This window comes from Bradyrhizobium sp. CCGUVB4N (assembly GCF_024199945.1).
Classification (GTDB): Bacteria; Pseudomonadota; Alphaproteobacteria; order Rhizobiales; family Xanthobacteraceae; genus Bradyrhizobium.
Window position 1 is genome coordinate 3369122 of record NZ_JANADP010000001.1, and the last position, 26734, is coordinate 3395855.

At 65.0% G+C, this 26734-nt stretch carries 24 protein-coding genes; 7 read left to right on the plus strand and 17 right to left on the minus strand.

The window, feature by feature from the left end; translation table 11 throughout:
• Positions 1 to 18: 18 nt before the first annotated feature.
• Positions 19 to 1176 (minus strand): GGDEF domain-containing protein, encoded by a 1158-nt coding sequence (locus tag NLM31_RS15190; RefSeq protein WP_254130138.1) that lies wholly within the window; start codon positions 1174 to 1176, stop codon positions 19 to 21.
• A gap of 438 nt (positions 1177 to 1614) precedes the next feature.
• Here NLM31_RS15190 and NLM31_RS15195 point away from each other — a divergent pair, with 438 nt between their 5' ends.
• The 4 genes from NLM31_RS15195 (at position 1615) to NLM31_RS15210 (ending at position 5862) form a co-directional block, all read left to right on the plus strand.
• Positions 1615 to 2184, plus strand: coding sequence for a sigma-70 family RNA polymerase sigma factor (locus NLM31_RS15195; protein WP_200517090.1), 570 nt, complete (start codon positions 1615 to 1617; stop codon positions 2182 to 2184).
• Positions 2181 to 2873, plus strand: a complete 693-nt coding sequence (locus tag NLM31_RS15200) for a hypothetical protein (RefSeq protein ID WP_254130139.1) — start codon at positions 2181 to 2183, stop codon at positions 2871 to 2873. The genes NLM31_RS15195 and NLM31_RS15200 overlap by 4 nt, the downstream gene beginning before the upstream one ends.
• Before the next feature lie 16 nt (positions 2874 to 2889).
• Positions 2890 to 4572, plus strand: coding sequence for a S8 family serine peptidase (locus NLM31_RS15205; RefSeq protein WP_254192744.1), 1683 nt, complete (start codon positions 2890 to 2892; stop codon positions 4570 to 4572).
• A 480-nt stretch (positions 4573 to 5052) separates the two neighbouring features.
• The gene (locus tag NLM31_RS15210; protein ID WP_254192745.1) at positions 5053 to 5862 is read left to right on the plus strand and encodes a TIGR03809 family protein; all 810 of its coding nucleotides are present in this window, start codon (positions 5053 to 5055) and stop codon (positions 5860 to 5862) included.
• Between the two features lie 23 nt (positions 5863 to 5885).
• On the opposite strand, the gene NLM31_RS15215 is transcribed toward NLM31_RS15210, so the two are convergent.
• The 14 genes from NLM31_RS15215 to NLM31_RS15280 form a co-directional block, all read right to left on the minus strand.
• A complete protein-coding gene (locus NLM31_RS15215; RefSeq protein WP_254192746.1) occupies positions 5886 to 7256 on the minus strand; it encodes a TIGR03808 family TAT-translocated repetitive protein in 1371 nt (456 codons plus the stop codon).
• A 230-nt stretch (positions 7257 to 7486) separates the two neighbouring features.
• Positions 7487 to 8143 (minus strand): pyroglutamyl-peptidase I, encoded by a 657-nt coding sequence (locus tag NLM31_RS15220; RefSeq protein WP_254192747.1) that lies wholly within the window; start codon positions 8141 to 8143, stop codon positions 7487 to 7489.
• Positions 8140 to 9129: a methylmalonyl Co-A mutase-associated GTPase MeaB gene (meaB, locus tag NLM31_RS15225; protein WP_254192748.1), complete on the minus strand. Its 990-nt coding sequence runs from the start codon at positions 9127 to 9129 to the stop codon at positions 8140 to 8142. Before meaB ends, NLM31_RS15220 begins: the two co-directional genes overlap by 4 nt.
• A 65-nt stretch (positions 9130 to 9194) precedes the next feature.
• Positions 9195 to 10181, minus strand: coding sequence for a tripartite tricarboxylate transporter substrate binding protein (locus NLM31_RS15230; RefSeq protein WP_254192749.1), 987 nt, complete (start codon positions 10179 to 10181; stop codon positions 9195 to 9197).
• A gap of 118 nt (positions 10182 to 10299) precedes the next feature.
• Positions 10300 to 11100, minus strand: coding sequence for an RsiV family protein (locus tag NLM31_RS15235; RefSeq protein ID WP_375167488.1), 801 nt, complete (start codon positions 11098 to 11100; stop codon positions 10300 to 10302).
• Between the two features lie 173 nt (positions 11101 to 11273).
• Positions 11274 to 13430 carry a methylmalonyl-CoA mutase gene (scpA, locus tag NLM31_RS15240; protein WP_254192750.1) on the minus strand — a complete coding sequence of 719 codons (2157 nt, stop codon included), beginning with the start codon at positions 13428 to 13430 and terminating at the stop codon, positions 11274 to 11276.
• Positions 13427 to 13636, minus strand: coding sequence for a hypothetical protein (locus tag NLM31_RS15245; RefSeq protein ID WP_254130147.1), 210 nt, complete (start codon positions 13634 to 13636; stop codon positions 13427 to 13429). The genes scpA and NLM31_RS15245 overlap by 4 nt, the downstream gene beginning before the upstream one ends.
• Before the next feature lie 9 nt (positions 13637 to 13645).
• Positions 13646 to 14110, minus strand: coding sequence for a GFA family protein (locus NLM31_RS15250; RefSeq protein ID WP_254130148.1), 465 nt, complete (start codon positions 14108 to 14110; stop codon positions 13646 to 13648).
• Positions 14107 to 15981 carry a methylmalonyl-CoA mutase family protein gene (locus NLM31_RS15255; protein ID WP_254192751.1) on the minus strand — a complete coding sequence of 625 codons (1875 nt, stop codon included), beginning with the start codon at positions 15979 to 15981 and terminating at the stop codon, positions 14107 to 14109. Before NLM31_RS15255 ends, NLM31_RS15250 begins: the two co-directional genes overlap by 4 nt.
• 81 nt (positions 15982 to 16062) lie before the next feature.
• Positions 16063 to 16554 carry a 2-amino-4-hydroxy-6-hydroxymethyldihydropteridine diphosphokinase gene (gene folK, locus NLM31_RS15260; RefSeq protein ID WP_254192752.1) on the minus strand — a complete coding sequence of 164 codons (492 nt, stop codon included), beginning with the start codon at positions 16552 to 16554 and terminating at the stop codon, positions 16063 to 16065.
• A gap of 1 nt (position 16555) precedes the next feature.
• Positions 16556 to 16924, minus strand: coding sequence for a dihydroneopterin aldolase (gene folB, locus NLM31_RS15265; RefSeq protein WP_097662915.1), 369 nt, complete (start codon positions 16922 to 16924; stop codon positions 16556 to 16558).
• On the minus strand, positions 16921 to 17781 hold the full coding sequence (gene folP, locus NLM31_RS15270) for a dihydropteroate synthase (protein ID WP_254192753.1): 861 nt from the start codon (positions 17779 to 17781) through the stop codon (positions 16921 to 16923). The genes folB and folP overlap by 4 nt, the downstream gene beginning before the upstream one ends.
• Before the next feature lie 241 nt (positions 17782 to 18022).
• Positions 18023 to 18430 (minus strand): DUF4332 domain-containing protein, encoded by a 408-nt coding sequence (locus NLM31_RS15275; protein WP_254130152.1) that lies wholly within the window; start codon positions 18428 to 18430, stop codon positions 18023 to 18025.
• A gap of 24 nt (positions 18431 to 18454) precedes the next feature.
• Positions 18455 to 18820 carry a DUF2267 domain-containing protein gene (locus tag NLM31_RS15280; RefSeq protein WP_254130153.1) on the minus strand — a complete coding sequence of 122 codons (366 nt, stop codon included), beginning with the start codon at positions 18818 to 18820 and terminating at the stop codon, positions 18455 to 18457.
• Positions 18821 to 19153: 333 nt separating this feature from the next.
• Between NLM31_RS15280 and NLM31_RS15285 the strand changes: the two genes are divergently transcribed.
• The 3 genes from NLM31_RS15285 (at position 19154) to NLM31_RS15295 (ending at position 23674) form a co-directional block, all read left to right on the plus strand.
• Positions 19154 to 20776 carry a helicase HerA-like domain-containing protein gene (locus NLM31_RS15285; RefSeq protein ID WP_254196190.1) on the plus strand — a complete coding sequence of 541 codons (1623 nt, stop codon included), beginning with the start codon at positions 19154 to 19156 and terminating at the stop codon, positions 20774 to 20776.
• 149 nt (positions 20777 to 20925) lie between these two features.
• The gene (locus NLM31_RS15290) at positions 20926 to 22254 is read left to right on the plus strand and encodes a glycosyltransferase 87 family protein (protein ID WP_254192754.1); all 1329 of its coding nucleotides are present in this window, start codon (positions 20926 to 20928) and stop codon (positions 22252 to 22254) included.
• Positions 22255 to 22279: 25 nt separating this feature from the next.
• Positions 22280 to 23674, plus strand: a complete 1395-nt coding sequence (locus NLM31_RS15295) for a M20/M25/M40 family metallo-hydrolase (RefSeq protein WP_254192755.1) — start codon at positions 22280 to 22282, stop codon at positions 23672 to 23674.
• A gap of 219 nt (positions 23675 to 23893) precedes the next feature.
• On the opposite strand, the gene NLM31_RS15300 is transcribed toward NLM31_RS15295, so the two are convergent.
• A complete protein-coding gene (locus NLM31_RS15300) occupies positions 23894 to 24673 on the minus strand; it encodes a class II aldolase/adducin family protein (protein ID WP_028153549.1) in 780 nt (259 codons plus the stop codon).
• A gap of 156 nt (positions 24674 to 24829) precedes the next feature.
• Positions 24830 to 26479, minus strand: coding sequence for a glycosyltransferase family 39 protein (locus tag NLM31_RS15305; protein WP_254192756.1), 1650 nt, complete (start codon positions 26477 to 26479; stop codon positions 24830 to 24832).
• Positions 26480 to 26734 lie beyond the last annotated feature (255 nt).

Genomic DNA, 26734 nt, shown 5'->3' on the forward strand with positions numbered 1-26734 from the left:
CGGCGGGAAATGGATCGGTCAGCTCGTAGCAATGCGGTTGCGCCCTTGCGCCTTGGCGGAATAGAGCGCGCTGTCGGCGCGCGCGAGAAATGTGTCGGCAGTATCATTGTCGCGCAGCGTCACGACGCCGGCGGAAATCGTCACGCGCATGCCGGGCGAGAATGCGCTCCAGTCGAGCTCGGCGACGATGCTGCGCAGCCGATCGAGCATGCGCGATGCGGCCTCGCTCGCGGTACCGGGCAGCAGCAGCAGAAACTCCTCGCCGCCATAGCGGCCGAAACGGTCGTCGGGCCGGATATTGGCGAAGATGGTGATGGCGAAGGTGCGCAGCACCTCGTCACCGACGGGATGGCCGTGGGCGTCGTTGATGCGCTTGAACCAGTCGAGATCGATCAGCGCGATGGCGCAAGGCGCGGTCGCCTGCCGCGACTTTTCCATCTCCGCGTCGAGAAGTCGCATGATGCAGCGGCGATTGTAGGAGCCGGTCAGCTCGTCGAGCTCGGCGAGCTCCTCGATGCGTCGATAGGCATCTTTCAGCTCGATGCTGCGCCGGTAGAGGATCTTGCGCAGCGTGGCGCCGAACAGGCCGAGGAAGGCGCACTGGCCGATCACCAGCATGAAGCAGAGCATCGAGGCGGTCCGCTGCAGCCGGGTCGCCACCGGCATGCCGATCGGCAGGTCCGAGCCGAGGAACACGGCCGCAAGCGCGGCGGAGGCGAGTGCCCAGGTCAGCATCGCCTGGGCCGAGGTCATGCGCAGCGTGCCGAATGCGAAGATCAGGAACAGCACGCTGATGAAGGCGATGCCGATCGTCGGCACCGACAGCAGGAACACGAACTGCAGCGCCATATGCGCCGAGATCTGGAACACCGTGAGATAATGGTCGGTGTGCTTGTCGCCGACGCCGGCCTCCGACATCACCACGAAGATGCCGATGATCGAGAGACCGCCGACCCAGAACAGCGACGGAACGTTGATGTGAACGGCGCCGTCATAGGCGTAGAGCAGCAGGACAGAGGCGCCGAGGGAGTAGCTGACGACCTGGCCGATATACATCTGCCGGCGCTGACGGATCCGCCGCGCCAGCACCTCGGGCGCAGCCGCCTCGGGCGTGAGGACGAGATCCGCGACCTCTGCGGCATTCCTCTCCGGAAAGGACGTCGCGGCCGTGCTCATGGTCCCGCCAATGGTGGATGTCAGCCGAAAAAATCTACGTGGCAAGCCTTTAGGTTTGGTATCCTTTTGCACCGAATCCGGGGGACATGGCGCGGGTGAGGGGCTCGTGCAGTGCGGGATTTTGCGGCCGGTTAGGCATCGCGGGCGATATCGCGGACCAAATCCGGCCCCGTGCGACATAAGGTGCACAGGGCCGTGTTATGGACCGGGCCCGGCCGGGCCGTCCGTTCAGGCTCACGGCAAATCCGCGAGAGAGTGTTTCCGTATTATGTTACCGTTCTGCAGCGAAGCGGCCAACTGCCACGGGTGGGATAAGGAAATTGCGCGTATGTGTGGTAGATCACACGCATCCCCGTATGACTGCGGTAGGTTGAAGAATTTCACCCCTCCCGTCGAACCGTCCCCCGCATCGACCCGACCAACTTTGCGAGACGGCCTTTGAGCGTGACACAGGCGGCTACGGACGAGGTCCTTATCGCCAGGATCGCTCAGGGCGACCGTCTTGCCATGCAGGTGCTGTACGGGCGGCACCATGTCAGGGTGTATCGGTTCGGGCTGAGGCTCGTGCGGGACGAGCAGACGGCGGAAGACCTCATCAGCGAGGTGTTTCTCGACGTTTGGCGTCAAGCCGGCAAGTTCGAGGGCCGATCCGCCGTTTCCACCTGGCTGCTGGCAATCACCCGATTCAAGGCCCTGTCTGCGCTTCGGCGCCGAAAGGATTTTGAACTGGACGACGAGGCCGCCAATGCGATCGAGGATTCGTCCGACAATCCAGAAACGGTGGTCCAGAAAAAGGATACCAGTGAAGCGTTGCGGGAGTGTCTGACGGGCCTCTCGCCGGACCATCGGGAAATCGTCGACCTCGTCTACTACCACGAGAAGTCCGTGGAAGAGGTGGCCGAGATCGTCGGGATCCCGGAGAACACTGTGAAGACGCGCTTGTTTTATGCGCGCAAGAAATTGGCCGAACTGCTGAAGGCAGCCGGCATTGAGCGAGGCTGGCCATGATGGCACTGAGCAAGAAGATGCTGGAGCAAGAGCCCGGTGAGATCGAGATGCTGCTGCCGTGGCACGCCGCCGGCACGCTGAACGCGCGCGATGCCCGCCGTGTGGAAGAAGCGCTCGCCAGCGATCCGGCGCTCGCGAAGCAATATGCGGCGATCCGTGGCGAATACGAAGAGACCATTCATTTGAACGAGAGCCTGGGCGCCCCGTCGGCGCGCGCGATGCAGAAGCTGTTTGCCGCGATCGACGCCGAGCCGGAGCGGGCGACCAGTTCGCTGCCGTTGTCGGCGCGCGTTGCCACCTTCTTCGCCAGCCTGTCGCCGCGCACGCTGGCCTGGTCGGCGAGCCTTGGCGCCATCGCGCTGCTGCTGCAGGCCGGCATCATCGGCGCCGTGCTGATGAAGACCCAGACCTCGACCTTCCAGACCGCATCGCTGTCGACCGGCGCGCCGATCACGCGCGAGCTCGGGGCGGCGGCTCCTGCGCGGGCGCTGGTGCGCTTCACGCCCGAGGCGCGCGTGGCCGATATCACCGCGCTGCTCGACAGCTACCAGGCCTCGATCATCGGCGATGCCAGAGGCGGCATGTTCCGCCTGCAGTTCGACAAGGCGATGAGCCAGGACGAGCTCACCGCGCTGCTCGGCAGGATGCAGCGCGAGAAGTTCGTCAACCTCGCCGTGGCGGCGCCTTAAGCGCGCCGCTGCACCAATGACGCGCAAGTCCGAGAGTCAGTTGCGAGCCGGGGCCTACGCTTCGTCGGTCGGAGCCGCGCTCCTGCTCGCCGCCTGCCTCGGCATCGAGGTGGCGCACGCCCAGGCGATCATGCGCACACCGACCATCAGCGTGCCCTCGCGAACACCGACCATCAGTCCCAGCATTGCCGCCAGGGCGGTCAGCGTCGATCGCGGTCCGCACGTGGTGACGACCGCCCGGATCTCGGCGCGGATGGCGACGACCCCGGTGCTGCCCTATGCGCGCTACTCGCCGAACCTCTATCCGGCCTGCACGGCGGCCTATCGCGATGCCGACGGCGAGTGCCTGGGGCAGCCGAGCGGAGGCGGCGACGGTTCCGGCAAATCGACCAGGAAGAGCGCCGGCAAGGGGCGCGGCAACAATACGCCGGTCGCCGTCAATCTGCGCAGCTTCGCCAACGAATTCGTGGCCGAGATCGACAGCGCGCTGTCGCTGACGGAGGCCGATGAACTCGCGCGGCGCCACGGTTTGAGGCGCGTCTCTTCGGAGAATTTTCCGCTGATCGGGTCCACGGTCGGCTTGTTCCGTATCGCCGACGGCCGGCCGTATGAGACGGTGCGGCGCGAATTTGCCGCCGACGGCAGCGTGCGATCGCTCCAGCCGAACTTCCGCTATCTGCTCCAGGACCAGAAATCGGCGGTGCCGACCGAGGGTGATCCGGCCCAATACGTACTGCCGAAGCTGCGCCTGCCGCAGGCGCACACACTGGCGCACGGCGCCAATGTCACGGTCGCCGTGATCGATTCCGGCATCGACGCCAAGCACCCCGAACTCGCCAACTCCATCGCCGACAATTTCGATGCGCTCGGCAGCAGCGAGGGCCCCCATATCCACGGCACCGGCATTGCCGGGGCTATCGTGGCGCACGCGAAGCTGATGGGCAGCGCGCCGGAAGCGCGCATCATCGCCATTCGCGCCTTCGGCGGCACCACCGGCAGCGCCGAGAGCTCGTCCTACATCATCCTGCGCTCGCTCAACTACGCAGCCGAGCACGGCGCCCAGATCGTCAATATGAGCTTTGCCGGTCCGAAGGACGCGGTGATCGAGCGTGCGATCGCGGCAACTGCCGCGCGGGGCCTGGTGCTGATCGCGGCCGCCGGCAATGCCGGCGCCAAATCGCCACCGCTTTATCCCGCCGCCAATCCCAACGTGATCGCGGTCAGTGCGACCGACCAGCAGGACAGGCTGTTCACCGCGTCCAACCGCGGCAACTACATCGCGTTGGCGGCGCCGGGCGTCGACATCTTCCTGCCGGCGCCGGATGGCAAATACCAGATGACGTCGGGCACCTCGTTCTCGGCCGCCTATGTCTCCGGCGTCGCGGCGTTGCTGCTCGAGCGGAACTATTCCCTGAAGCCGGAAGCGCTGCGCATGACGCTGTCGAAGACCGCGCGTGACCTCGGTTCACCCGGGCGTGATGATCTCTTCGGCGACGGCGAGCCCGATGCGTTCGCCGCTGTCATGGCGGTTCCGGTCGACAACACGACGCCGGTCGCGGCTGCGTCCGGTACAACTAAACGTGAAGATGCCGAGAAGCGCCGCGACGATCCCGGCATCCGCGCAATCGAGCAGCCCTCGCTGTCGAGCGCGACCGATAAATCCACGGTTTCTCAGGCGGATAGGCCGGCGGCGCGATAGCGCCTGCGACAACATTGCGCGTCGGCCAAAGGTTAAAAAATCGAGCGCCGCTTTGAACGTTCAGCCTGCTGCCACGACCAATTTATGTGGGAGCGGTCATCCCTCCCCATCAGTCATATTAGGCGCGAGCGCCCATCCACCCCAAGCGCCCATATGGCTCGACCCGTCCGGTTGTCCCCCCGGACGGGTCTTTTCTTTTTGGGCGTCCGACTTCTTGAAGCGTGATTCGAGATCACCTCGCGGTTGAGGCCGCGGCGGCGATCGTCGTGATGAATCGGCAACGACAGCTGGCAAGCCCGCTATGCTTGCGCGAAGCTTGACTCGAAAATCCCTGAAAACTCCGCACGACTACGGTCTTTCGTGACGACGGCCGTGTCGTTGCTGGACAAGTCAAAACTTTTCCACAAAATATTCATGTCGCGCCTAAATTGATTCGTGTGCGTTGCGTCGCGTCCGTATTTTCTCCTGACGGGCTGATTTATGACTCATCGCCATGGCGCGGCTGGAAGCCGCGAGCTTGCCGCGCGCTGGTGCGCTCTCGCCGAACAGCGGCTGGAACATCTCTCCGAAATGTTCGAGACCGGACGGTGGCGCCGCTATCACAGCGAGCTGGCATTCCTCGAAAACATCCAGGAAGCCAAGCGCGCGGTCCAGACCTGGCGCGCCCTCGCAAATGGAGGGGACGTCGCCGCCGCTGCCGCGAGCGTGACTTCTGCATTCGGCTGGTCGCCCGCGACCATGCCCCGCGTGTTCCCGCGCGAGCAGGCCCAGACCATGCAGCCCAAAGCCGTGCAGCCCAAGGCCCTGCAGCCCAAGGCCGTGCACATCGCGCCCGAGACCGTCGTCCCGGTTGCGCTCGAGCCCACGCTGGATGTGCTCGCCGAAATCCTCGAGGCACCGATTGCACCGGTCGCCGTACCTGCATCAGCCGAGGTGGCTGCTTTGATGGCGTCGTTCACCGCGCCCCCCAAGATGCCACCACTGAAGGCGCCCGCCGCGCGGGCGTCGGTCGCGGCACCTGCCGTCAGATCACCGGTCGCCGCGTCCATCGCAGCTGCGCCGCGCACCGCGCCTGCAGTGAAGCCGCCGCTTGCCGCATCTGCAGTACCACCGGTCGCCGCGCCTGCGGTGAGGCCACCAGTCGTCATGCCTGCTGCAATGGCGACGCTGCTGCCGCAATTCGCTCCGCCGGCCGACGAAATCGTCGCAGCCCCCGAGCGCGTTGTCGAATTCACCTTCAGCCTCGACGGCCTCGAAGCAAAGTACCCGCTGCTCAGGAACGCATTCTGAGGCCTTGGAAGCGAGGGCGGCGCCTACTGCCGCACCGCGTTGCCGCCGACCACCACCTGCGCAAAGCGTTGGGCGCCGTCCGCCGACAGGTCTGACGTCACGGCGCGCGCATGGTCCAGCCCGACCACGGCGCCGCGCGGGGTTTCCGAGATCATGTTGTTGTTGACGAGCGCGGTGCCCGCGCCCGACACCACGGACACGCCGATGCCGGCCAGCGCCTTGCGGATCACATTGCCGGAGATGACGACGTCGCGCAGATATTTGCCCCAGCCGGCGACGATGCCGTAGGACGGCGCATTCTCGATCACATTGCCGGTCACCGAGGTGTCGGCTTCGATATAGATGCCGACGCCGGCATCGTCGTCGGGCGCGGTCCCGATCGGGCGCTTCGGGATCAAATTGCGGATGATATTGCCTTGAACCACCGCGATGCGGCCGCCTTCGTTGAAATTGCAGACGGAGACGCCGACGGCAGCGCCATCGACGGTGTTGTTGGCGATCACTGCGGCCTCGAACGCGAATTCGGAATAGAGCGCGACCTCGCGCACGTCGCTGACGCTGTTGCCGGTGATCTGGATATTGGAGGCCGAGTTGCCGCGCACCGCGGAGTAATCGCAGTTTTTGATGCGGTTGCCGCGCACGATCACGTTGCCGGCGCGGAAGGCGTTGATGGCGTTGCCGTACTGGCCGGAGCCGCCGGGGCCGGCCTTGATGTCCTCGATGCGGTTGTCCGCGACCAGCGTGCCGTCATCGCCGATCGCAGTGCGCAGGATCTCGATGCCGTTGTCGTTGGTGCCGATGATGGTGTTGCGGGACACGTTGAGGCCTTTGGCGTCGAACGAGACCACCGCCGTCACGGCAATGTTGGTGAAGACGTTGCCGGAGATCTCGCCGGATACCTGCTCCAGCCAGATGCCGCTGCCGCCGGAGCCGGTGATCTCGCAATCGGTGATGCGGACGCCGCGGCCGCCGAGGACATGGACCAACCCGCGCCGCGTCGGCAGTGGAATGCTGCCGCCGTCGAAGGTGAGGCCGGTCAGCCCGACCGAGTCCGATCCGTCGCTCTGGATCGCCGAGGCCCCGCCAGTGAAGATCAGCTTCGTCGCGCCGCGCACGCCGATCAGTTGCGCGCCATTTGGCAGCCGCAGCAATCCGGTTCGGTAGATGCCGGGCGGAAGCGCAAGCGGCATCTGCGCGCGCGAGGCCTCGTCGATCGCGCGCTGGAGCGTGCGTGTCTGATCCTCGGCCGCGCCGGGCCGCACGCCATATTGGGTCGCATCGCGGCCGAGCAGGGAGGTCAGCGGCGCGGCGCGCGCGGCGTCGACAGGCATGGCGAGCGCACCGGCGATGCCGGCGGTCGAGGCTCCAATGAGATGACGGCGATTGAGGTCCATGACGCGTCCTCCGGCGGACGCGGCGGTCCGCGGGGATTAGGTAGCGCAGGGCGGAAGGGGTCGTCGGGATTGTTCGCGGTAGGGTTAAATGTTTACCGCAGCGGAGGTGCCGTAGGGTGGGCAAAGCGATTTGTCCGCCGGAGCTCGAAGAGCGAAGGCGGAAGCGTGCCCACGATTGACGGCAGATGGAACGAGATCGTGGGCACGGCGCAAGGGCGCCTTTGCCCACCCTACGAGGCCTGCGTGTTCCGCGTCTTCCGTGCCAGGTTCACCATCTCCATCAGCATCGCTTCCCCGGCGTCCACCAATTCGTCCAGCGTGATCCGTGGAAATCCCTTCCGCCGCACGGCGCCGCTGCGCGCTAGCAAGGGAATGTGGATGAACGCGGCAAGCTTTGGTCCGCCGCCGCGCACGTTCTCGATCGCGCGCCAGCTCAGATAGTTGCAGAGATAGGCGCCGGCATCGCGTGAGGGCCGTGCGTCGATGCCGGTGAGACGCGCGGCGCGCAACAGCCTTGCCGTGTGCGGGCCGAACGTCATCGCGTCAGCATGACCGGCGATGCCGCGCTTGCTGGAGCGGGTGTTGGCGGCATCGGGCCACAGCATGGTGACGGCGTTGCGCGCGCGGCTCTCGATGCGCAGGTACGGCGTGCGCGCCGCGAGGCCGAACATCAGCAGCGCATGCGGCTTCACTTTCGCCAGCACTTCCGGCAATTGCCGGTCCACTGCAGCATAGGTCACCGGAAAGATGTGGCGCGATAGCGTGACGCCATCGAGCGCGGGGCGGCGCAATTGCGCCAGCCGCGCCACCAGCGGCTGGGTCGGATTATGCGGCGCGCCGGGAAACGGGCCGAAGCCGGTGAGGAGAATGCGGAGCTGGTCGCTCATTGCAGCAACCCCAATATCTGTTCGGCGGCGAGCGCCGGCGTCAGGTGACCGTCAGCGACCTCCGCCTCGATCTTCTTCACCTTGGCCCGCACCGATGCCTCGCTGCGCAGCCGCGCCAGCATGCGCTGCTCCAGCATCGACCACATCCATTTCACCTGCTGGTCGCGCCGGCGCGCGGCGAACTCGCCGGACGCGTTCATTGCCGTGCGGTGTTCGAGGATCTTCTGCCAGAGCTCGGCAATGCCGGTGCCGGCCAGCGCCGAATAGGTGACGACCGGCGGGTGCCAATGTTCGGACCGAGGGCTGAGGATATGCAGCGCGCCGCGGTAATCGGCCGCGGTGATGTTGGCCCGCTTGAGATTGTCGCCGTCGGCCTTGTTGATCGCGATCATGTCGGCGAGCTCGACCAGTCCCTTCTTGATGCCCTGCAACTCGTCACCGCCGCCTGGCAGCATCAGCGCGAGGAAGAAATCGGTCATGTCGCAGACGGCGGTCTCGGACTGACCGATGCCGACGGTCTCGACCAGCACGACGTCGAAGCCGGCGGCCTCGCACAGCAGCATCGCCTCGCGCGTCTTGGCCGCAACGCCGCCGAGCGTGCCTGACGACGGCGAGGGGCGGATGAAGGCATGGTCGGACGACGACAGTTGCGACATCCGCGTCTTGTCGCCGAGGATCGAGCCGCCGCTACGCGCCGAGGACGGATCGACCGCGAGCACCGCGACCTTGTTGCCTTGCTCGATCAGGTAGGTCCCGAGCGCATCGATGGTGGTGGATTTGCCGACGCCGGGCGAGCCGGTAATGCCGACGCGAACCGCCTTGCCGGTATCGGGCAGCAGCATCTGCACCAGCTCACGCGCCTGCGCCTGATGATCGCCACGCCGGCTCTCCACCAGCGTAATGGCTCGCGCCAGCGCCGCGCGATGGCCGGCGCGCAAGTCGCGGGCGAGGGCGGTGATATCAAGCGAAGTCTTCTTCTCAACCATGCCCTGCTTTACAACGGCGCGCGCAGGCAGGCGAGTGCCCGCGGGACAAGGCATGCGTGGTTACATCAGGCCTTGGCAAAACCCGCCGCCTTCATCGCCTGGCCCATCTGGCTATCCGCCTGGTCCATGAAGGTCTCGAACTGGCCGGCGTCGCGCCAGACGGTGCCGAACCCGCGTCCGGTCATGAAGTCCTTGAATGCGGGGGAGTCGTACACCTTCTTCAAGGCCGCGGTCAGCTTGGCGGCGATGGCCGGAGGCAAGCCCTTGGGGCCGCCGATGCCACGCCACGAGCTGGTGGAATAGTCGACACCGATCGTCTCCTTCAGCGTCGGGACGTCCGGGAAGATCGGATTGCGCGCATGCGCCATGATCGCGAGGCTCCGGGCCTGGCCGGCCTCGATGGTGGCGCGTGCTTCCGGCACCGAGCAGGTGGTGAGATCGAGGCTGCCCGCGACGAGATCCTGCATGGCCGGTGCTGCACCATTCGACGCCGACCACGCGACCTGGTTGGCCGGCAATCCCATCGCCTGCATCCAGCCGACGAGGGCGAGATGCCAGATACCGCCTTGTCCGGTGCCTGAAGCCTTGAACCGTCCGGGAGGTGCCAGCTTGATGGCGTCCATCAGCTCCTTCGCCGTCTTGTAGGGCGAGGACGTCGAGACCTGGATGCCCGGCGGGTCCTCGTTCACCAGCGCCAGCGGCGTAAAATTCCGCGGCGTCAGCTGCGTCAGGGCTTGCCAATGCAGCATTGCGATTTCCACGGTCAGCGTGCCGATCGTGTAGCCGTCCGGCGCTGCGGTTGCGATCTCGGCATGGCCAATTGCGCCGGATCCGCCGGTGCGGTTGACGACGTTGAACGGCTGGCCGAGCTCCTTCTCCAGCAGCGTCGCGACGATGCGCGCAGTCGCATCCGTGCCGCCCCCCGCACCCCACGGCACGATCAAGGTCACCGGCCGCGCCGGATAGGCTTGCGCGCGGGCAGGTGAGAGGAGGGTGGACGTGGCGGCGGCCACAGAAGAGGCCGCGAAAATGCGGCGCGTAATTCCTGGCATCAATAATCCCGGCGGCGCCCTCGGGAATCGGGCTGGTCAATGCAATATGCTACGCGGCTTTGCAGGGATGTCGCAAGCGGCCGCCCAACGGCGCCGTGAGCAATGGTTCCGCTGGAACTCATTGCGGCTGGTCGTCATCGCCTTTTGGCCGCGTGCCGCCGAAGATGCGCGCGCCCTCCGGCGTGAGATAGGGCTTCAACGTTTCCCACGAAACGAATGCGACATATTGGCCCTCGGCATAGGGGCCGACCGCATAGGGCGGGTAGTGGAAGGTGAGGCCGGAGCTCTTGCCTGGTTCGGTCGACGGCGCGAGCGTCGCCGCGCCGATCTTGAGCAGGCTGGGCTCCACGCCCTTGAACCATTCCTCAGTCGCGGTCTCGCTGGTGTCGCGCTTCTTCTTCTCGATTCTGAGCGAGGCGATCACCGCCTTCACCATCGCCTTCATGGTGGGGCCGTTGTCGGCGGTCTCGGCGAAGAACGGGCGGATCGAGATGCGTTTGTTCTCGGACTTGTCCCACAGCACCGTGTTCACGTCCGAATTAGGATGGGCGCCATGGGTGTCCATATAGTCGTCACGCAGGAGGCTGACATAGCGGTCGGCAACGACGGAGCGGATCGAATATTTGCGCTCAAAGTCCCAGCCGCCGTCCTTGAAGAATTGCGGGTCCTGCTTGCGTGAGGCAGCCGCGTCAGCCGCGTTCTTGTCGAGCCATTTCCTGCCCTCGGCAAGGCAGTCGGCCGCGAGTGGCGCGTCGGCCTTGATCTTGTCGTCGAGGAAGACACGCGCCTCGATGTTCCTGTTCTTGACGACGGCGTCGGGCTTGGGGTCGGCGGCGAGAGCGGGGGAGGCCAAGGTGATCGCAGCGATGGCAAAAAGGCTCGCGAGCCATTCTGCCCGCACGTTTGCACGATATGTCACTTCAATATCCATCAATTTTACATCCGACCGCCGTCGACACGTTCGGACGTCGGCATGAGCATAATGATCGCAAGATGAACCGGCGCAGAACGCGCGGCGCGAACACCGGGACGTGAAGATTGGTCGCAGCAGCCTGTCCGCCGGTTTGATGCGGGCGCCCAGGCGCGGAGGAGCTACTCCGCCGCCTCGCTATGCCCGAGCCGGGCGTTCAGCTTGCGGATCAGCTCCTCGGCCGCGTCCGCGATTACCGTGCCGGGCGGGAAGATGGCTTCGGCGCCGGCCGCATAGAGCGCGTCATAATCCTGCGGCGGCACCACGCCGCCGACGATGATCATGATGTCCTCGCGGCCCTGCTTCTTCAGCGCGGCCTTGAGTTCAGGCACGGCCGTGAGATGGGCGGCGGCGAGCGAGGAGACGCCGAGAATGTGAACGTCGTTCTCGACGGCCTGCCGCGCGGCTTCGTCGGCGGTGGCGAACAGCGGCCCGATGTCGACGTCGAAACCGATATCGGCGAAGGCAGACGCGATCACCTTCTGGCCGCGGTCATGGCCGTCCTGGCCGATCTTGGCGACCAGGATGCGCGGGCGGCGGCCTTCCGCCTCCTCGAAGGCGTCGATCAGCGCCTGAACCTTCTCGACCTGGTTGCCCATGCTGGATGCTTCCCGCTTGTAGACGCCGGTGATGGATTTGATCTCGGCGCGGTGCCGGCCGAACACCTTTTCCATCGCGTCCGAAATCTCGCCGACGGTCGCCTTGGCCCGCGCCGCGTCGATGGCGAGCGCGAGCAGATTGCCGTTGCCTTCGCCGGCCGAGCGCGTCAATGCGGCGAGCGCGGCCTCGACGTCCTTCTGGTTGCGCTCGGATTTCAGCCGCGTCAGCTTGTCGATTTGCAAGCGTCGGACACTGGTATTGTCGACCTTGAGAATGTCGATGGCGGCTTCGTCCGATGGCTTGTACTTGTTGACGCCGATCACGGCCTGCTTGCCGGCATCGATGCGCGCCTGGGTCTTGGCCGAGGCCTCTTCGATACGCAATTTCGGCACGCCGGCTTCGATCGCCTTGGCCATGCCACCGAGTTCCTCGACCTCCTGGATATGGCCCCAGGCCTTCGCGGCGAGATCGCGCGTGAGGCGCTCGACGTAATACGAGCCGCCCCAGGGATCGATGATGCGGGTGGTGCCGCTCTCCTGCTGCAGGAACAACTGGGTGTTGCGGGCGATGCGCGCCGAGAAATCGGTCGGCAGAGCCAGCGCTTCGTCGAGCGCGTTGGTGTGCAGCGACTGGGTGTGGCCTTGCGTGGCCGCCATCGCCTCCACCGTCGTGCGCATCACGTTGTTGAAGACATCCTGCGCGGTCAGCGACCAGCCCGAGGTCTGCGAATGCGTGCGCAGCGACAACGAGCGCGGGTCCTTCGGATTGAACGGCTTCAAGAGCTTCGCCCAGAGCAGGCGTGCGGCGCGCAGCTTGGCGACCTCCATGAAGAAGTTCATGCCGATCGCCCAGAAGAACGACAGCCGTGGCGCAAAGCGGTCGACATCGAGACCCGCGGCAAGTCCGGCACGCAGATATTCGACGCCGTCGGCGAGCGTGTAAGCGAGCTCGAGATCCTGCGTCGCACCGGCTTCCTGCATGTGATAGCCGGAAATCGAGATCGAATTGTACTTCGGCATCTTCTGCGACGTATAGGCGAAGATGTCCGAGATGATCCGCATCGAGGGCGCGGGCGGATAGATGTAGGTGTTGCGCACCATGAACTCCTTCAGAATGTCATTCTGAATGGTGCCCGACAGCTTCTCCGGGGCGACGCCCTGTTCACCGGCGGCAGCGACATAAAGCGCGAGGATCGGCAGCACCGCGCCGTTCATGGTCATGGACACGCTCATCTGATCGAGCGGAATGCCCGCAAACAGCGTGCGCATGTCGTAGATGGAGTCGATCGCCACGCCGGCCATGCCGACGTCGCCGCCGACGCGCGGATGATCAGAGTCATAGCCACGATGGGTGGCGAGATCGAAGGCGACCGAGAGGCCCTTCTGTCCGGCCGCAAGATTGCGGCGGTAGAACGCGTTGGAATCCTCTGCCGTGGAGAAGCCGGCATATTGCCTGACGGTCCAGGGCTGATTGACATACATGGTCGGGTAGGGGCCGCGCAGGAACGGTGCGATGCCCGGATAGGTCTCGAGGAAATCGAGGCCGGCCAAATCCGCCTCGCCATAAGCGGGTTTTACGAGAATTCCCTCGGGCGTGAGCCACGGCTCGGCGCTGCCTGACGGCGCGGCGCTTGCGGTCCGCTCGAAGGCGACATCAGCGAAATTGGGAATGCGGGTCATTCCTTGGATTCCTCAAACCTGCGGTGATGCTCGATCAGCCGCTGCAAATTCTTCTTGTAAGCGGGATCATCCGACGACCGGTTCTCAGTCATCATACCAGTCCCGCTCCACAGAAGCCGGGCGAGCAGCTTCCCGACGTTCGCCTTCCACTCTATCAAGCCGAGCAGTATTTCTCCCAGCGCCTGAAGCATGGCATAGCCTACCACGGATTGATCTCAATCATGATCCGGATGCTGATGGCTGACGATGGTCGCCATCTTCTCCGGCCCGTAATTCTGCTGTGTGGTCTGGCTCGGCAGATTGGAGATGCCAACCACCCAGCCCAGGCGAGACTCGCTTCCATATTGTCGCGTCGGCACCAGCCGATCGGGCCGGTCGAACGCGCCGGTCATGATTTCGATCCGCTCGCCATCGATGCGGCCAAAGCTCAGTGGCGTGCCGCAGGCGGCGCAGTAGCCACGGTCGGCGATCGTCGAGGAGCGGAAGAACGACGGCTTGCCCTTGGTCCAGGCGAAATCGGTGCGGTTGATGTCGGCGAAGGAGGCGAATGGCGCGCCGCTCGCCTTCTGGCACATCCGGCAGTGGCAGATCGAAACCCGGTTCGGTGTGGCCGAAATCGCAAAGCGCACCGCGCCGCATTGGCAGCCGCCGGTGAGAACGGGTTTGCTCGTATCGGTCATGCCTGTTCCATCCGCAAATAAGCGTCCTGCAACGTGGCGAGCGCGTCGCCGCCGGCAAACACAAACCCGGTGACACCGGCCGCGCGAAGGGCCGCCTCGGCCTCGGTCGGACGGCCTGCGAGATAGATATGTCGGCTGCCTGCCGTTTGCAGGGCCTTTGCCGCCGCTACGGCGTGTTCCGCGTAGACCTTGTCGCTGGAACAAAGGCAGGCGAGCGCAGCGCCGGAGGTCTTGAAGGCGGCGGCGAGCTTGGCCGGATCGGCAAAACCCTCGCTATCGACCGCCTGGATGCCGCCGGCCTCGAAGAAGCTTTTTGCAAAGGTCGCGCGCGCGGTGAAATCCGCCGCAGTGCCGAGATTGGCCAGGAATACGCTCGGCCGCGTACCGCGCGCTTTCAACGCTGCATCGGATTTGTCGCGCAGCGCTTCGAATGGCGCGGCGAGGCGCATCGGGGCCAGTGCATCGAATTTGCATTTCGGCTCGCCGGAGGGCGGCAGCGCGATCGGCTTCACGTCGAGCACGGTGGCGTCGGCCTCGTGCAGATTGGGAAACTCGCTGGCGCCGGTCAGCACGTCGCGGCGCTTTGCGATGTTGGCCTCGCGCGCCTTGCGCGTGGCCGCGACCTTGCTCTGGAACAGGCCCTGTTGAAGCGCAGCGAAGGCGCCGCCGGCTTTCTCGGCCTCCTGGAACAGCGCCCATGCCGTCGCGCACAGTTCCGACGTCAGCGTCTCGATGCCGCCGGATCCCGCCGCGGGATCGCTGACTTTTGCGAGATTGCTTTCTTCCAGAAGCAGGAGTTGCGTGTTGCGCGCCACGCGCCGCGCGAACGGGTCGGGCAGCCCGCGTGCCAGCGTATGCGGCAGCACGGTGATTGCGTTGGCGCCGGCAAGTCCGGCTGCGAAGGTCGCGATGGTCGCACGCAGCATGTTCACATAGGGATCGCGCTGCGTCAGCATGCGCCAGGCGGTTTCCGCGGCGATGAAAGCGGGCCGAGGCGCGAGGCCGCACGCCTGCTCGACGCGGGCCCAGAGCTGCCGCAAGGCGCGGAACTTGGCCATGGTCAGGAACTGGTCGGCATCGGCGCTGAGCCGGAATGAAACGGCTTGTCGAGCGACATCGAGATCGATGCCGCCGCGCTCGAGCATGCGCAGATAGGTCGCACCGAGCGACAGCACGAATGCCAACTCCTGGGCCTCGGAACCGCCGGCGTCGTGGACGGGACGGCCGTCGGCGAGCACGAACGGACCTTTGAAGCCGCGCCCGATCAGGCCCGACACGATGCGCGCAAAGGGTGCTTCGTACTCCGACCATGGCGCGAGCGCGGCGCCGCGCACGGCGAAGGTGCTCAGGGCCTGATAGTTGAAGCGCACGTCGATCCCGGCGGGATCGAGCTTTTTGGCCTCGACCATATCGGCGAACAGCGTGCCGGCATCCTGCCGGCCGGCCACCGGGTTGAGCGAGATCGCGACGCCGGCATCGAGGAACACACCGTCGAACAGCCGCGCCAGCGTTGCCGGATCGGCGTCGATGACACCGAAATCGCGTGCACCCGGTCCTCCGGCGAACTCGATCTCGAGTCCGGTCGCCCCGTTCTCCAGATCCTGCAAGCCTTGCGCATTCGCCGCCGCCGCATCGGGATGATCGACCCGCTGCATGATCAGCCATGGTGCAGCCGCCGCGCGCCCCGTCAGCAGCGCGGCGCCCTTGGTGCGCGGATAGAGCGGCTGGATCTTCAGGCCGTCATAGGTCTTGCCGACCAGCTTCTCGAACGGCGCGCCCTTCAGCACACCGTCGACCAGCTTGCGCCAGTCCGCGTCCGTCGCCTTGGGAAAATCGGCCGCCAGCGGCAGATTGTCAGTCACGGAGGTCATACGGCCAAGGGCTCCCAAACGTCTCGTTATTCGCAGGCGAAATTGCCACGGCCGGCCCTCCCTGCAAACGGTTGTTTTTGGTTAACCGGTATCCGAAAGCCGCTCAATGCCTTGCGTCGAGACGCTGGCGAGGCCGTCACGCACACGAATGCCCGAGATCACGCGGTCGGGCGCGATTTCGGCCAGCGGCACCAGCACGAAGGCGCGCTCGAACAGCCGCGGATGCGGCAGGGTCAGGTCGGGCTTTTGAAACGACACATCGTCATAGGCAATCATGTCGAGATCGAGCGTGCGCGGACCCCAGCGCCGATCCTTGTCGCGCGTGCGGCCGAATTTCTGCTCGACTTTCTGCATGACGAACAATAGCGCGTGCGGATCGAGGTCGGTCTCGATCTCGACGCAGGCATTGATGAAGGGATCCTGGTCCTCGTCGCCCCAGGGCGGCGTGGCGTAGTCCGACGAACGCGCGATCAATGCGGCTTGCGCCATGCCGCAGATATGGGCGATCGCCTTGCGGAATGTCGCTCGGACATCGCCGACATTGCCGCCGAGTGCGATCAGCACGCTCGCCATGTCAGGGGTGCCGCGAGCGGGTCAGCATGATGCCGACATCGTCGAAGATCGCGGCGATCGGCGCATGCGGCTTGTGCACGGTGATCTTCACGGCGCGGATGCGCGGGAAGTGCGACAGGATGGCGTCGGCGACCGCACCGGCCGCGCGCTCCAGCAGTTTGTAATTGGTGTTCTTGAACGCCGCCGTCGTGGTCGCCACCACGTCGGCATAGGAGACGGTATCGGACAGGCGATCGCTGCGCGAAGGCTCCGACAGGTCGGTGTAGAGCTCGAGGTCGATGACGAAACGCTGGCCGACTTCGGTTTCGTGATCCATCACGCCATGGCGCGCATGGATCGACAGGCCGGTCACGAAGATCGTATCGGTCATTGCTTGCTCTCGATTGCGTTGGCGACCCGCAGGGCCTGCAGGGTCTCGGCGACGTCATGAGTCCGGATGATCTTCGCGCCCTTCTGGGCTGCGATCAGATGCGCGGCGATCGATCCGGCGAGCCGCTCCTTCGGCTCTGACGGCGACACCGAGGCGATGAAACGCTTGCGCGAGGCGCCGACCAGGATCGGCAGGCCGAACATGTCGAGCTCGTGCAGCCGCGCCAGCGCGATCATGCTCTGCTCGGCGGTCTTGCCGAAGCCGATGCCGGGATCCAGCACGATTCTGTCGCGTGCGATGCCGGCTTTCGCGGCGATATCCAGCGAGCGCAGGAAGAACGCCTTCATGTCCGCGACGATGTCGATGGCAGAATCGACGCTGTCGCGGTTGTGCATGACGATGACGGGGACGCCGCGGGTAGCGACCACCGGCGCCATATCGGCGTCGCGCTGCAACCCCCAGACGTCGTTGGCGATGGCCGCGCCCTGGTCGAGCGCGAAGGCCACCACCTCCGCCTTCATGCTGTCGATCGAGACGGGAACGCCGAGCGCGACGATGTCAGACAGCACCGGCTTCAGCCGGGACAACTCGTCCGCCGCGGTCACCGGCTGGGCGCCCTTGTAGGGCCGGGTGGATTCGGCGCCGATATCGATGATGTCGACGCCGGCCTCGATCATCGCCCGCGCCCGTGCCAGCGCCTGGTCCGGCGCGATGAAGTCGCCGCCGTCGGAAAAGGAATCCGGCGTCACGTTGAGCACGCCCATCACTGCCGGCAGAGGCCGGTCGAGCAGCGTCCGCAGCGCATCTGGCCCGGCCGAGCCGGCCGGCGGGACGGATGGGGAGGGCGAGGCGTTCATGCGCGTCGCTTTGCGCGGTCGGGGAGGGGGAGTCAAGGCCGGGAGAGGGAGCCCCTGCATGCCGGGAGCCGCCGATGTTTTGGCGCTCTCCCGCATCATCCCCGCTGTCGTCCCGGCGAAAGCCGGGACCCATCATCCCAGGGAGAAGTTTGGCGACGACTCGTAATCCGGTACTTCGGCCTTCTACGATCGATCAATTCCGCGGTATGGGTCCCGGCCTTCGCCGGGACGACGGAAAAATTCAATACGTGATCTTCGGCGACAGTTTCCTGGCCTTGGCGATGATGTCGCCGACCGACTTCTCGGAGGGAAGGATGCGGACGAGCTTCCTGCGATCGTTGGCCTCGCGCATGCTCTGCGTCAATCTTGCCGGATTCCGATAAGCGAGCTCGCGCACCGTGGTGACGCCGGCGGCGCGGACTAGGCCGACCTTGGCCCGGCCCATGCCGGGAATGCGCATGTAGTCGGAGACGTTGGCCCACTCCAGCAGCGACTGCTCGCTGATGCCGGTCTTGGCCGAGAGTGCCTTGCGGCCCCTGGCCGTGCTCGCGGCTTCCAGCAACGCGTCGGTCGTGCGGATCCCCTGCGCCTTCAACTTGTTGGCGGCAAAGGCCGGCAGGCCCTCAATCTCTGAGATCGGATATGTCATGATACTCAATATGAAATGCGTCGCTCAGGCGAATTGGCTAAGGCCCGGCGTGCCCGCGATGATCTTGCCCATCTGATCCGCTCCGATTTTGTCTCGACCAAAACGAAAAAGTTCACGCGCAATGGTTTGGATGTCGGACATGCCAAGCCCAAGGCCCATCAGGCGCGTGCCGACGGCCATCAGGCCGCCGCCCATCAGCCGCGACAGTCCGCCACCGCTCTTGGACGCCTCGATCGCGCCTTCCGCACCGGGGATTTGGTCGATCAGAGCCTGCACGCTGTCGGGAGGACCTTCGCTGCGGAGGAAACCCAGGATAATGCCGACGGTCTTTTCAGCGACAGCACTATCTATGCTGGCGTTTGCCGCCAGCTGTCCGATCAGCTCGTCCATATGGGCCTGCCCCTCAGCCGGTTCACATGCCGGAGAATATTTTCGAAAAACGATCTTGAGCCGGTGCGATGTGAAATACAAGCGATGAACGCACGCAACGTTCCGAAGACGCAAAAAGTGTTGCAGCGATGCAAGAGCGGAGAAGGAATCCTTGAAAAATTGCCGCGGTGCGAATGTATCACTCCGACTTTTGGCGCATGCCGCGCGCGGTGTCTCCGACAATGTCGCATGTGAGCGCCGTCTTGAACGGTTTCAATCGGCTCGCGACATGCGTTAAACTACGGAACTGGCGGGCCCGAGTTTCAATACGCGAAACTAACGATAGAGAGAATGATGACGGCGCAGGACAACAAGCTCGGCGATACCGACGACAAAATCTTCGTCGGCAAGGGAGACGAGCAGGCCTGGCTGACGCTGGCGCTCGCCAATCGCCATGGCCTCGTCACCGGCGCGACCGGAACGGGCAAGACGGTCACGCTGCAGGTCATGGCGGAAGGATTTGCGCGGGCCGGTGTTCCGGTGTTCGCCGCCGACATCAAGGGCGACCTCTCCGGCATCTCCGAGGTCGGGGAGGCAAAGGACTTCATCGTCAAGCGTGCCAGCGAGATGGGGCTGACGTTCCAGCCCGACCAGTTCTCGACGGTGTTTTGGGACGTGTTCGGCGAGCAGGGCCATCCAGTGCGGGCGACCATCACCGAGATGGGGCCGCTGCTGCTGGCGCGCATGCTCGATCTCAACGACGTGCAGGAGGGCGTGCTCAACGTCGCCTTCCGCGTCGCCGACGACAACGGTCTCGCGCTGATCGACATGAAGGATCTGCGGGCGCTGCTGGATGCCATCGTGCCCGACAGCGGCAAGAAGGGGCCGGATGCGGACGAGGATCCGCTCGCGCCGATCCGCAAGGCCGCCCAGGGTTTTGGCAACGTCACCAAGGCCACCGTCGGCACCATCCAGCGCCAGCTGCTGGTGCTGGAGAACCAGGGCGCGACAAAATTCTTCGGCGAGCCGGCGCTGACCTTGAAGGACTTCATGAAGACCGACCGCGACGGCCGCGGCATGGTCAACATCCTGGTCGCCGACAAGCTGATGCAGAGCCCGCGGCTTTACGCGACATTCCTGCTGTGGATGCTGTCAGAGCTGTTCGAGGAATTGCCCGAGGCCGGTGACCTTCCGAAGCCCAAGCTGGTGTTCTTCTTCGACGAGGCGCATCTGTTGTTCAACGACGCGCCGAAGGCGTTGATGGACAAGATCGAGCAGGTGGTCCGCCTGATCCGCTCCAAGGGCGTCGGCGTCTATTTCGTCACGCAAAACCCGATCGACGTGCCCGACCGCGTGCTCGGGCAGATGGGCAACCGCGTGCAGCATGCGTTGCGCGCCTTCACTCCGCGCGACCAGAAGGCGGTCGCAGCAGCCGCCCAGACCTTCCGGCCCAACCCGAAGCTCGACACCGCCAAGGTGATCATGGAGCTCGGCAAGGGCGAGGCGCTGGTGTCGTTCCTCGAAGGCAACGGCACGCCGGCGATGGTCGAGCGGGTGCTGATCCGCCCGCCGTCGGCCCGCATCGGGCCGATCACGGCGGAGGAGCGCAAGGCGATCATGGATGCGAGCCCGGTGAAGGGCAAATACGACACCGCGATCGATTCCGAATCCGCCTATGAGATCCTCCAGAAGCGCATCGCCGGCACCGCGGCGCCGGCCGATGGCCAGGCGGGTGGAGGCGGTGGCGGCATCCTCGGCCAGATCGGCTCGATCGTCGGTACCATCTTCGGCACCAACACCGGACGTAACCGGCTGACGACGGGACAGCGCATCGCGCGCGACGTCACGCGCACGGTCACCGACAAGGTGGTCGGCGGCGTCGTGGCCGATCTCGGCAAATCGGTCGGCGGCCAGTTGGGCGGCTCGGTCGGCCGCGCACTCGTCCGCGGCGCGCTCGGCGGGCTGCTGCGCAGGTAGGCAGAATGCCCGGTTGCGGGCCAGCGGTCCGCAACGCCGTTGCGGTTGCGCGAGAAGCGGCGTCTTTGCAAGGCACAAATTCGGGTGATGGGGACTCTCCAAGCGTCCGTCGGTCTGCTACGTGCTATTTGTTTCCGACTGGACATAATGTGACTCTCTCGAATCCATCAGACAAATCCGGCGCGCTCCGATCTCTTTCACTGCGCGCACCGCTCGACCTGCTCTTCCTGGTCTGCTGCTTGATTCTGACCGCGGACGTCCTCGGGCCGGAGATCTTCGGCCGCGGCAAGACCAAGGACTACGCGCTGTGGTACTGGGCCGGGCAGCAGGTGCTGCATGGCGGCCCGCTCTATCCGAGCGACATCCATGACCAGTTCGAGTTCATCTATCCGCCGCTGCTGGCGATCCTGCTGGCGATCCCGAGCTGGTTCGGCAAGATCCCGCTCTATGTCGTGCTGTCGATCCTCAATGTGGTGGCGTGGTTTTCAACGGGCGTTCTCTCCAATGCCATGACCGGCTCGGACCGCAAGCCGGGCCCGTGGCTCGAAGCGCTGCCGGCATTCGCCACCGTGACCTTCGTGTTCGACATGTTCGATCTCGGTCAGCCGAACCTCGTTCTGCTGGCGATGATGCTGTACGGCTTCTGGAGCCTCCAGCATCGACGATCCTGGTTGGCAGGCTTCATGTTCGCACTCGCCACCGCCATCAAAGTGTTTCCGATCGCGGTGCTGCCTTATCTGGTTTGGCGGAGGCAGTGGGCGGCCGTCGTCAGCATGATCGCCTTCATCGGCGTGCTGCTCTACGTCGTGCCGGCGCCGATCCGTGGCTTCGAGCGTAACGCGGCCGAGCTCAGCACCTGGTACCAGGGCATGGTCGGCTCCAGTTCGGAGAAGGGTTTTGGCCAGCGCGACGAGCAGAACTGGTCGTGGGTCAACCAGTCCATCATCGCGGTGACGCATCGGCTGGTCCGCCCGATCAACTACAATCTGGAGGACCCCAGCAAGCCGGTGCGCACGATGAATGTCATCGACGTCGACTACAAGACGGCGAACTGGATCGTGCTCGCAGTGTCGGTGTTGCTCGGGCTCGGCTTTGTCGCGGTCATGCCGCGGCAATCGCAGCGAACGGCGCGTTCGGATGCCGAGGAGCTCGGCATTCTGTTCTGCCTGATGACGGTCGCCTCGCCGTTGGCGCGACAATATTACTTCATGTGGCTGTTCCTGCCGTTCACGGTGCTGATGCATCGGGCCGCTTTCGACGTGCGGCCGAATGTGCGGCTGGGAACCTGGCTCGCGCTTCTGGCTACCGGCATCCTCATGCTGCTGTCGCTGCCGCTGTTCCCCAACACCATCCAGGCCTGGGGCAACAACCTCGTCGCCACGGCGGTCCTCGCCGTGACGCTCGCCTGGCACATCCGGCATCCGCCGGTTGCGGCTAGCTCCGAGGCCGCGGCAGGGTTAAAACCACAACCATCCTGAGGTTAGAAAAGTGGGACATCCGGCCATGGCCAATGCGCAGCTTCAATCCGTGCTCGACCACATCGACAAGGACTTCGGTAACAGCCTCGAGCGGCTGTTCTCGCTGTTGCGGATCAAGTCGATTTCCGCGGATCCGGCCTATGCTGGGGATTGCAAGGCGGCAGCCGAGCATCTGGCCAAGGACATCGCGAGCCTCGGCGTCGCGGCCGAGGTGAGGCCGACTGCCGGCCATCCCGCCGTCGTCGGCAAGGCCAAAGCGGGCGGACGGCCGCATGTGATCTTCTATGGCCATTACGACGTGCAGCCGGTCGATCCGCTCGAGCTCTGGCACCGTCCGCCGTTCGAGCCCGCCGTCGTCGATCATGCCGACGGCCGCAAGATCATCGTCGCGCGCGGCGCCGAGGACGACAAGGGTCAGGTGATGACCTTCGTCGAAGCCTGCCGCGCCTGGAAGAAGGTCACGGGCTCGCTGCCGATCGACATCACCTTCCTGATCGAAGGCGAGGAGGAGGTCGGCTCCAAGAACTTCGTGCCGTTCGTCGAAGCCAACAAGGACGAGTTCAAAGCCGATTACGTGCTGGTCTGCGACACCGGCATGTGGGATCCGGAGACGCCGGCGATCACGACGGCGCTGCGTGGCCTGCTCTATGAAGAGGTGAAGATCACCGCCGCCAGCCGCGATCTGCATTCCGGCGTGTACGGCGGCACGGCGATGAACCCGATCCGGGTGCTGACCAAAATCCTCGGCGGACTGTTCGACGACGACAACCACATCACCATTCCGGGCTTCTATGACGGCGTGAAGGACACGCCGCCTGAGATCCTGGAGCAGTGGAAGAAACTCAATTTCACGCCGGACTCGTTTCTCAAGCCGGTCGGTCTGTCGATCCCGGCCGGCGAGAAGGGCCGGTTGATGGTGGAACAGGCCTCCACGCGTCCGACCTGTGACGTCAACGGCATCTGGGGCGGCTATATCGGCGAGGGCTCCAAGACGGTGATCCCGTCGCATGCCTCGGCAAAAGTCTCGTTCCGGCTGGTCCAGGGCCAGGACCCCCAGAAGATCCGCAAGGCCTTCCGCGACTACGTGTCCGCTCGGATTCCCGGCGACTGCAAGGTCGAGTTCGGCGATCATTCCGCCGCACCCGCCGTGGCGCTCGATTGGAACATGAAGCCGCTTGCAGCGGCCAGGAAGGCGCTCACCGAGGAATGGGGCAAGGAGACCGTGCTGATGGGCTCCGGCGCCTCGATCCCGATCGTCGCCGATTTCAAGCGCGCGCTCGGGCTGGATTCGCTGCTCGTCGGCTTTGGCCTGGACGACGACAATATCCATTCGCCGAACGAGAAGTACGATCTGCGCAGCTTCCAGAAGGGCATCCGCTCCTGGGCGCGGATCCTCGCCGCACTGGCCGATGTGAAGTAGGCACAGTGCCGTAGGGTGGGCAAAGGCGCGAAGCGCCGTGCCCACCACCTCTCAGTGATGACCAAAGAAGAAGACGTGGGCACGCTTCGCTTTGCCCACCCTACGGCTCCGTTTCCGTAACGAGACCTTGCAAAAAAACGCCGCCCGGAATTGGGCGGCGTTTCATTCCAAAACGTGTAGAGGGTGTTGGCGATTACCCTACACGAAGTCCGCAGAATCTCAAGACCGGTAGCCCGGCAGCTCGCGGTCGAGCTTGCGCAGCAGCGGCGGCCACACCAGGTTCGTCGCGCGCAGCTCGGCGCGGTCGCGGTTGGCGAGCAGCTCGGTGTTCTTCTCGATCGCGATCTCCTCGACCGGATAGACCGGCGTGCCGAGCGCGCGCGTGCGCACCTGCATCGAGCAGGCGCGCTCGAGGTGGTACATGCGCTCGAAGGCGGAGGCGACCGAACGGCCGACGGTCAGGGTGCCGTGGTTGCGCAGGAGCATGTGGTTGTGGTCGCCGAGGTCCTTCTGCAGCCGCGGCCGCTCGTCGTGATCGAGCGCGATGCCTTCATAGTCGTGATAGGCGAGGTCATGGGTGACGAGCTGCGCGGTCTGGTTCAGCGGCAGCAGGCCTTCGGCGCTGCTCGACACCGCGGTGCCGTCCAGCGTGTGGAGATGCAGCACGCAGATCGCGTCCTCGCGCACCTCGTGGATCGCCGAATGGATGGTGAAGCCGGCCGGGTTGATGCTGTATTCGCTCTCGCTGAGCTGGTTGCCGTGCAGATCGACCTTGACCAGGCTCGAGGCCGTGATCTCGTCGAACATCAGCCCGTAGGGATTGATCAGGAAGTGGTGGTCGGGGCCGGGCACGCGCGCGGAGATGTGGGTGTCGACCAGATCGTCCCAGCCGTACAGCGAGACGAGACGATAGCAGGCGGCGAGATTGACCCGTTGCTGCCACTCGGCCTCCGTCATGTTCGACGGTACTTCCTTCAGGCGCGCTTCCGCTGGTGACATGGCAAATCTCTCCGAACCTCGTTGTTGCGGGGAGAGAGCCTAGTCGCGGGTGAGGCCCGCAGCAAGGCGGTCAAATCGCGGCAGCCAAGCGTAGCCCGCATGCTTGTCCGCCGTAGCTCGAAGAGCGAAGGCGGAGAGCAAGGCTGGAGAAGAATATTACGGCGCCGGGATCGACAGCAGGCTGGAAATGCTGCGGCCGCGGATGTCGTAGACGCGGGCGAACACCACGTCGTCGCGCTTGATCTCGACCAGCACCGGGGCGGTCAGGCCCTTGCAGTAGAATTCGCCGAGCGTCATGGCGAAATCGGCCGCGTTGGAATCCCAGCCGATGGTGAAGTCGGGGCCGAGCGCGACCTGCGCCGGGCGCTGCGGACCGCACACCGCGACCTTCCATTTGCGATTGCGCGGCGGCACTTCCTGGCGCTCGATCAGCTGCTCGCGCAGCTCGTCGGAGGCCTGCTTCAGCGCGAGGCCCCAATAGTCCAGCATGAAGCGGTCGTCGGCGGCGCGCACCGTGCCGGCGATGTGGTTGAAGTGGGTGTATTGATAGGGATGCAGCCGGATCATCTCGGCGAGCGGCAGCGCGAGGCCGAAGCAGAACACGGCGAGCACGGCCGGCTGCCAGGCGCGGTGGTTGGCGCGCAGGCGCTCCATGGTCCAGGCGAAGGCGACGCCTCCGAGCACCGCCATCGGCGGGATCACGAACACGAAATGGCGGATGCCGTTGTAGAGCGCCGGACGCTTCACCATCGCGATTGCGAGCGGCAGGGTGGCCGCCAGGGTCAGCATCAGCATGATGGTCTTGCGGCGCGCCGGAACCTCGCGACGCGTCAGCATCGCGAAGGTGCTGAACACGGCGCCGGCCATAAACACCAGCATCACTTCGGGCAGCTGCAGCGCGAACAGTGTCGGCAGATACGACCAGGGCATGTCGGGAACCGACACGATCGCGCCGTCGAACATCTCCTTCCAGGGCTTCTCGAAGAAATGCGAGAAATAGGTCAGCGCCTCGAAGGGATTGGCGGGCTCCATGATCGACCACGGCCAGATCAGGCCCATCACGAGATAGCCGAATGCCAGCCCAGGCAGCAGCACGTAGACGACATGGGCGAAACGCCTGATCGCCTCGCGCGCGCCCTCGGTGCGCAGCTCTTCCAGCAACAGCGGCATGAAGCCGGCCATCGCGTAGACCAGCGCGAGGCCGCCGAGGATGCGGCAGCCGATCGACAGGCCGGCACCCAGGCCGACGATCAGGATCGTGCGCGGCGAGGGTTTTGGATATTCCTCCGCAAGCCGGACCAGGCCGAGCATCAGGATGATCATGGCCACCGCGAAGGGCGCGTCCTTCGGGTTCATGAACATGTGGCCGTAGAAGATCGGGCAGAGCGCCAGCAGCAAGAGTGCGGCAAGGCCCGCCAGCGGTCCGGCGACGCGGCGGCCGAGCCGCCAGGTGACCGCAAGACCGATCACGCCGACGATCGCGCCGACCAGGCGTCGCGTCTCGAACAGCTCGAGCGGGAGAATCTTGTGCAGCAGGGCCGCGACCATGTCGAAGCCGCCGCCATACATATAGAGATTGGCGAAGGAGAGTGCGGACGTGTCCCGGAAGCCGGAACCGTACATGCGCAGCAGCAGGTCGGCATACTCGGCATGGGTGTAATCGTCCCAGCCGAGCCCGTAGTCGCGGAAGGTCAGGCCTGCGATGACGGCGACGGCAGCCAGCACCAGCATGGCGAGATCGTCGCAAGTCCGTTCAACCGAGCGCCCGAGGGGCGTGTCGATCGCCGAAGTCGTGATGGATGTCATGGCTATTGGTGACCCGGAATCCCCTCTTGGCCCTGCTGGTGCGCGCGGGCCTGCTCCCCGGAATCCCTATAGCGCAGTTCCATTACCAAGTAATTGGGCATTATGGCTAAATTCCTGATGCGACGCAGCAATTTCCAGAAACTCGGAGCACATCACAGCTAGCGGACCGTTGCTGAAGGGAATGTGAATAAGTCCCTGATATCCTTCCCTTTAGGAACGGTGCGGGCAATTGGTCGTTGGCGAGGAACGCAGTAT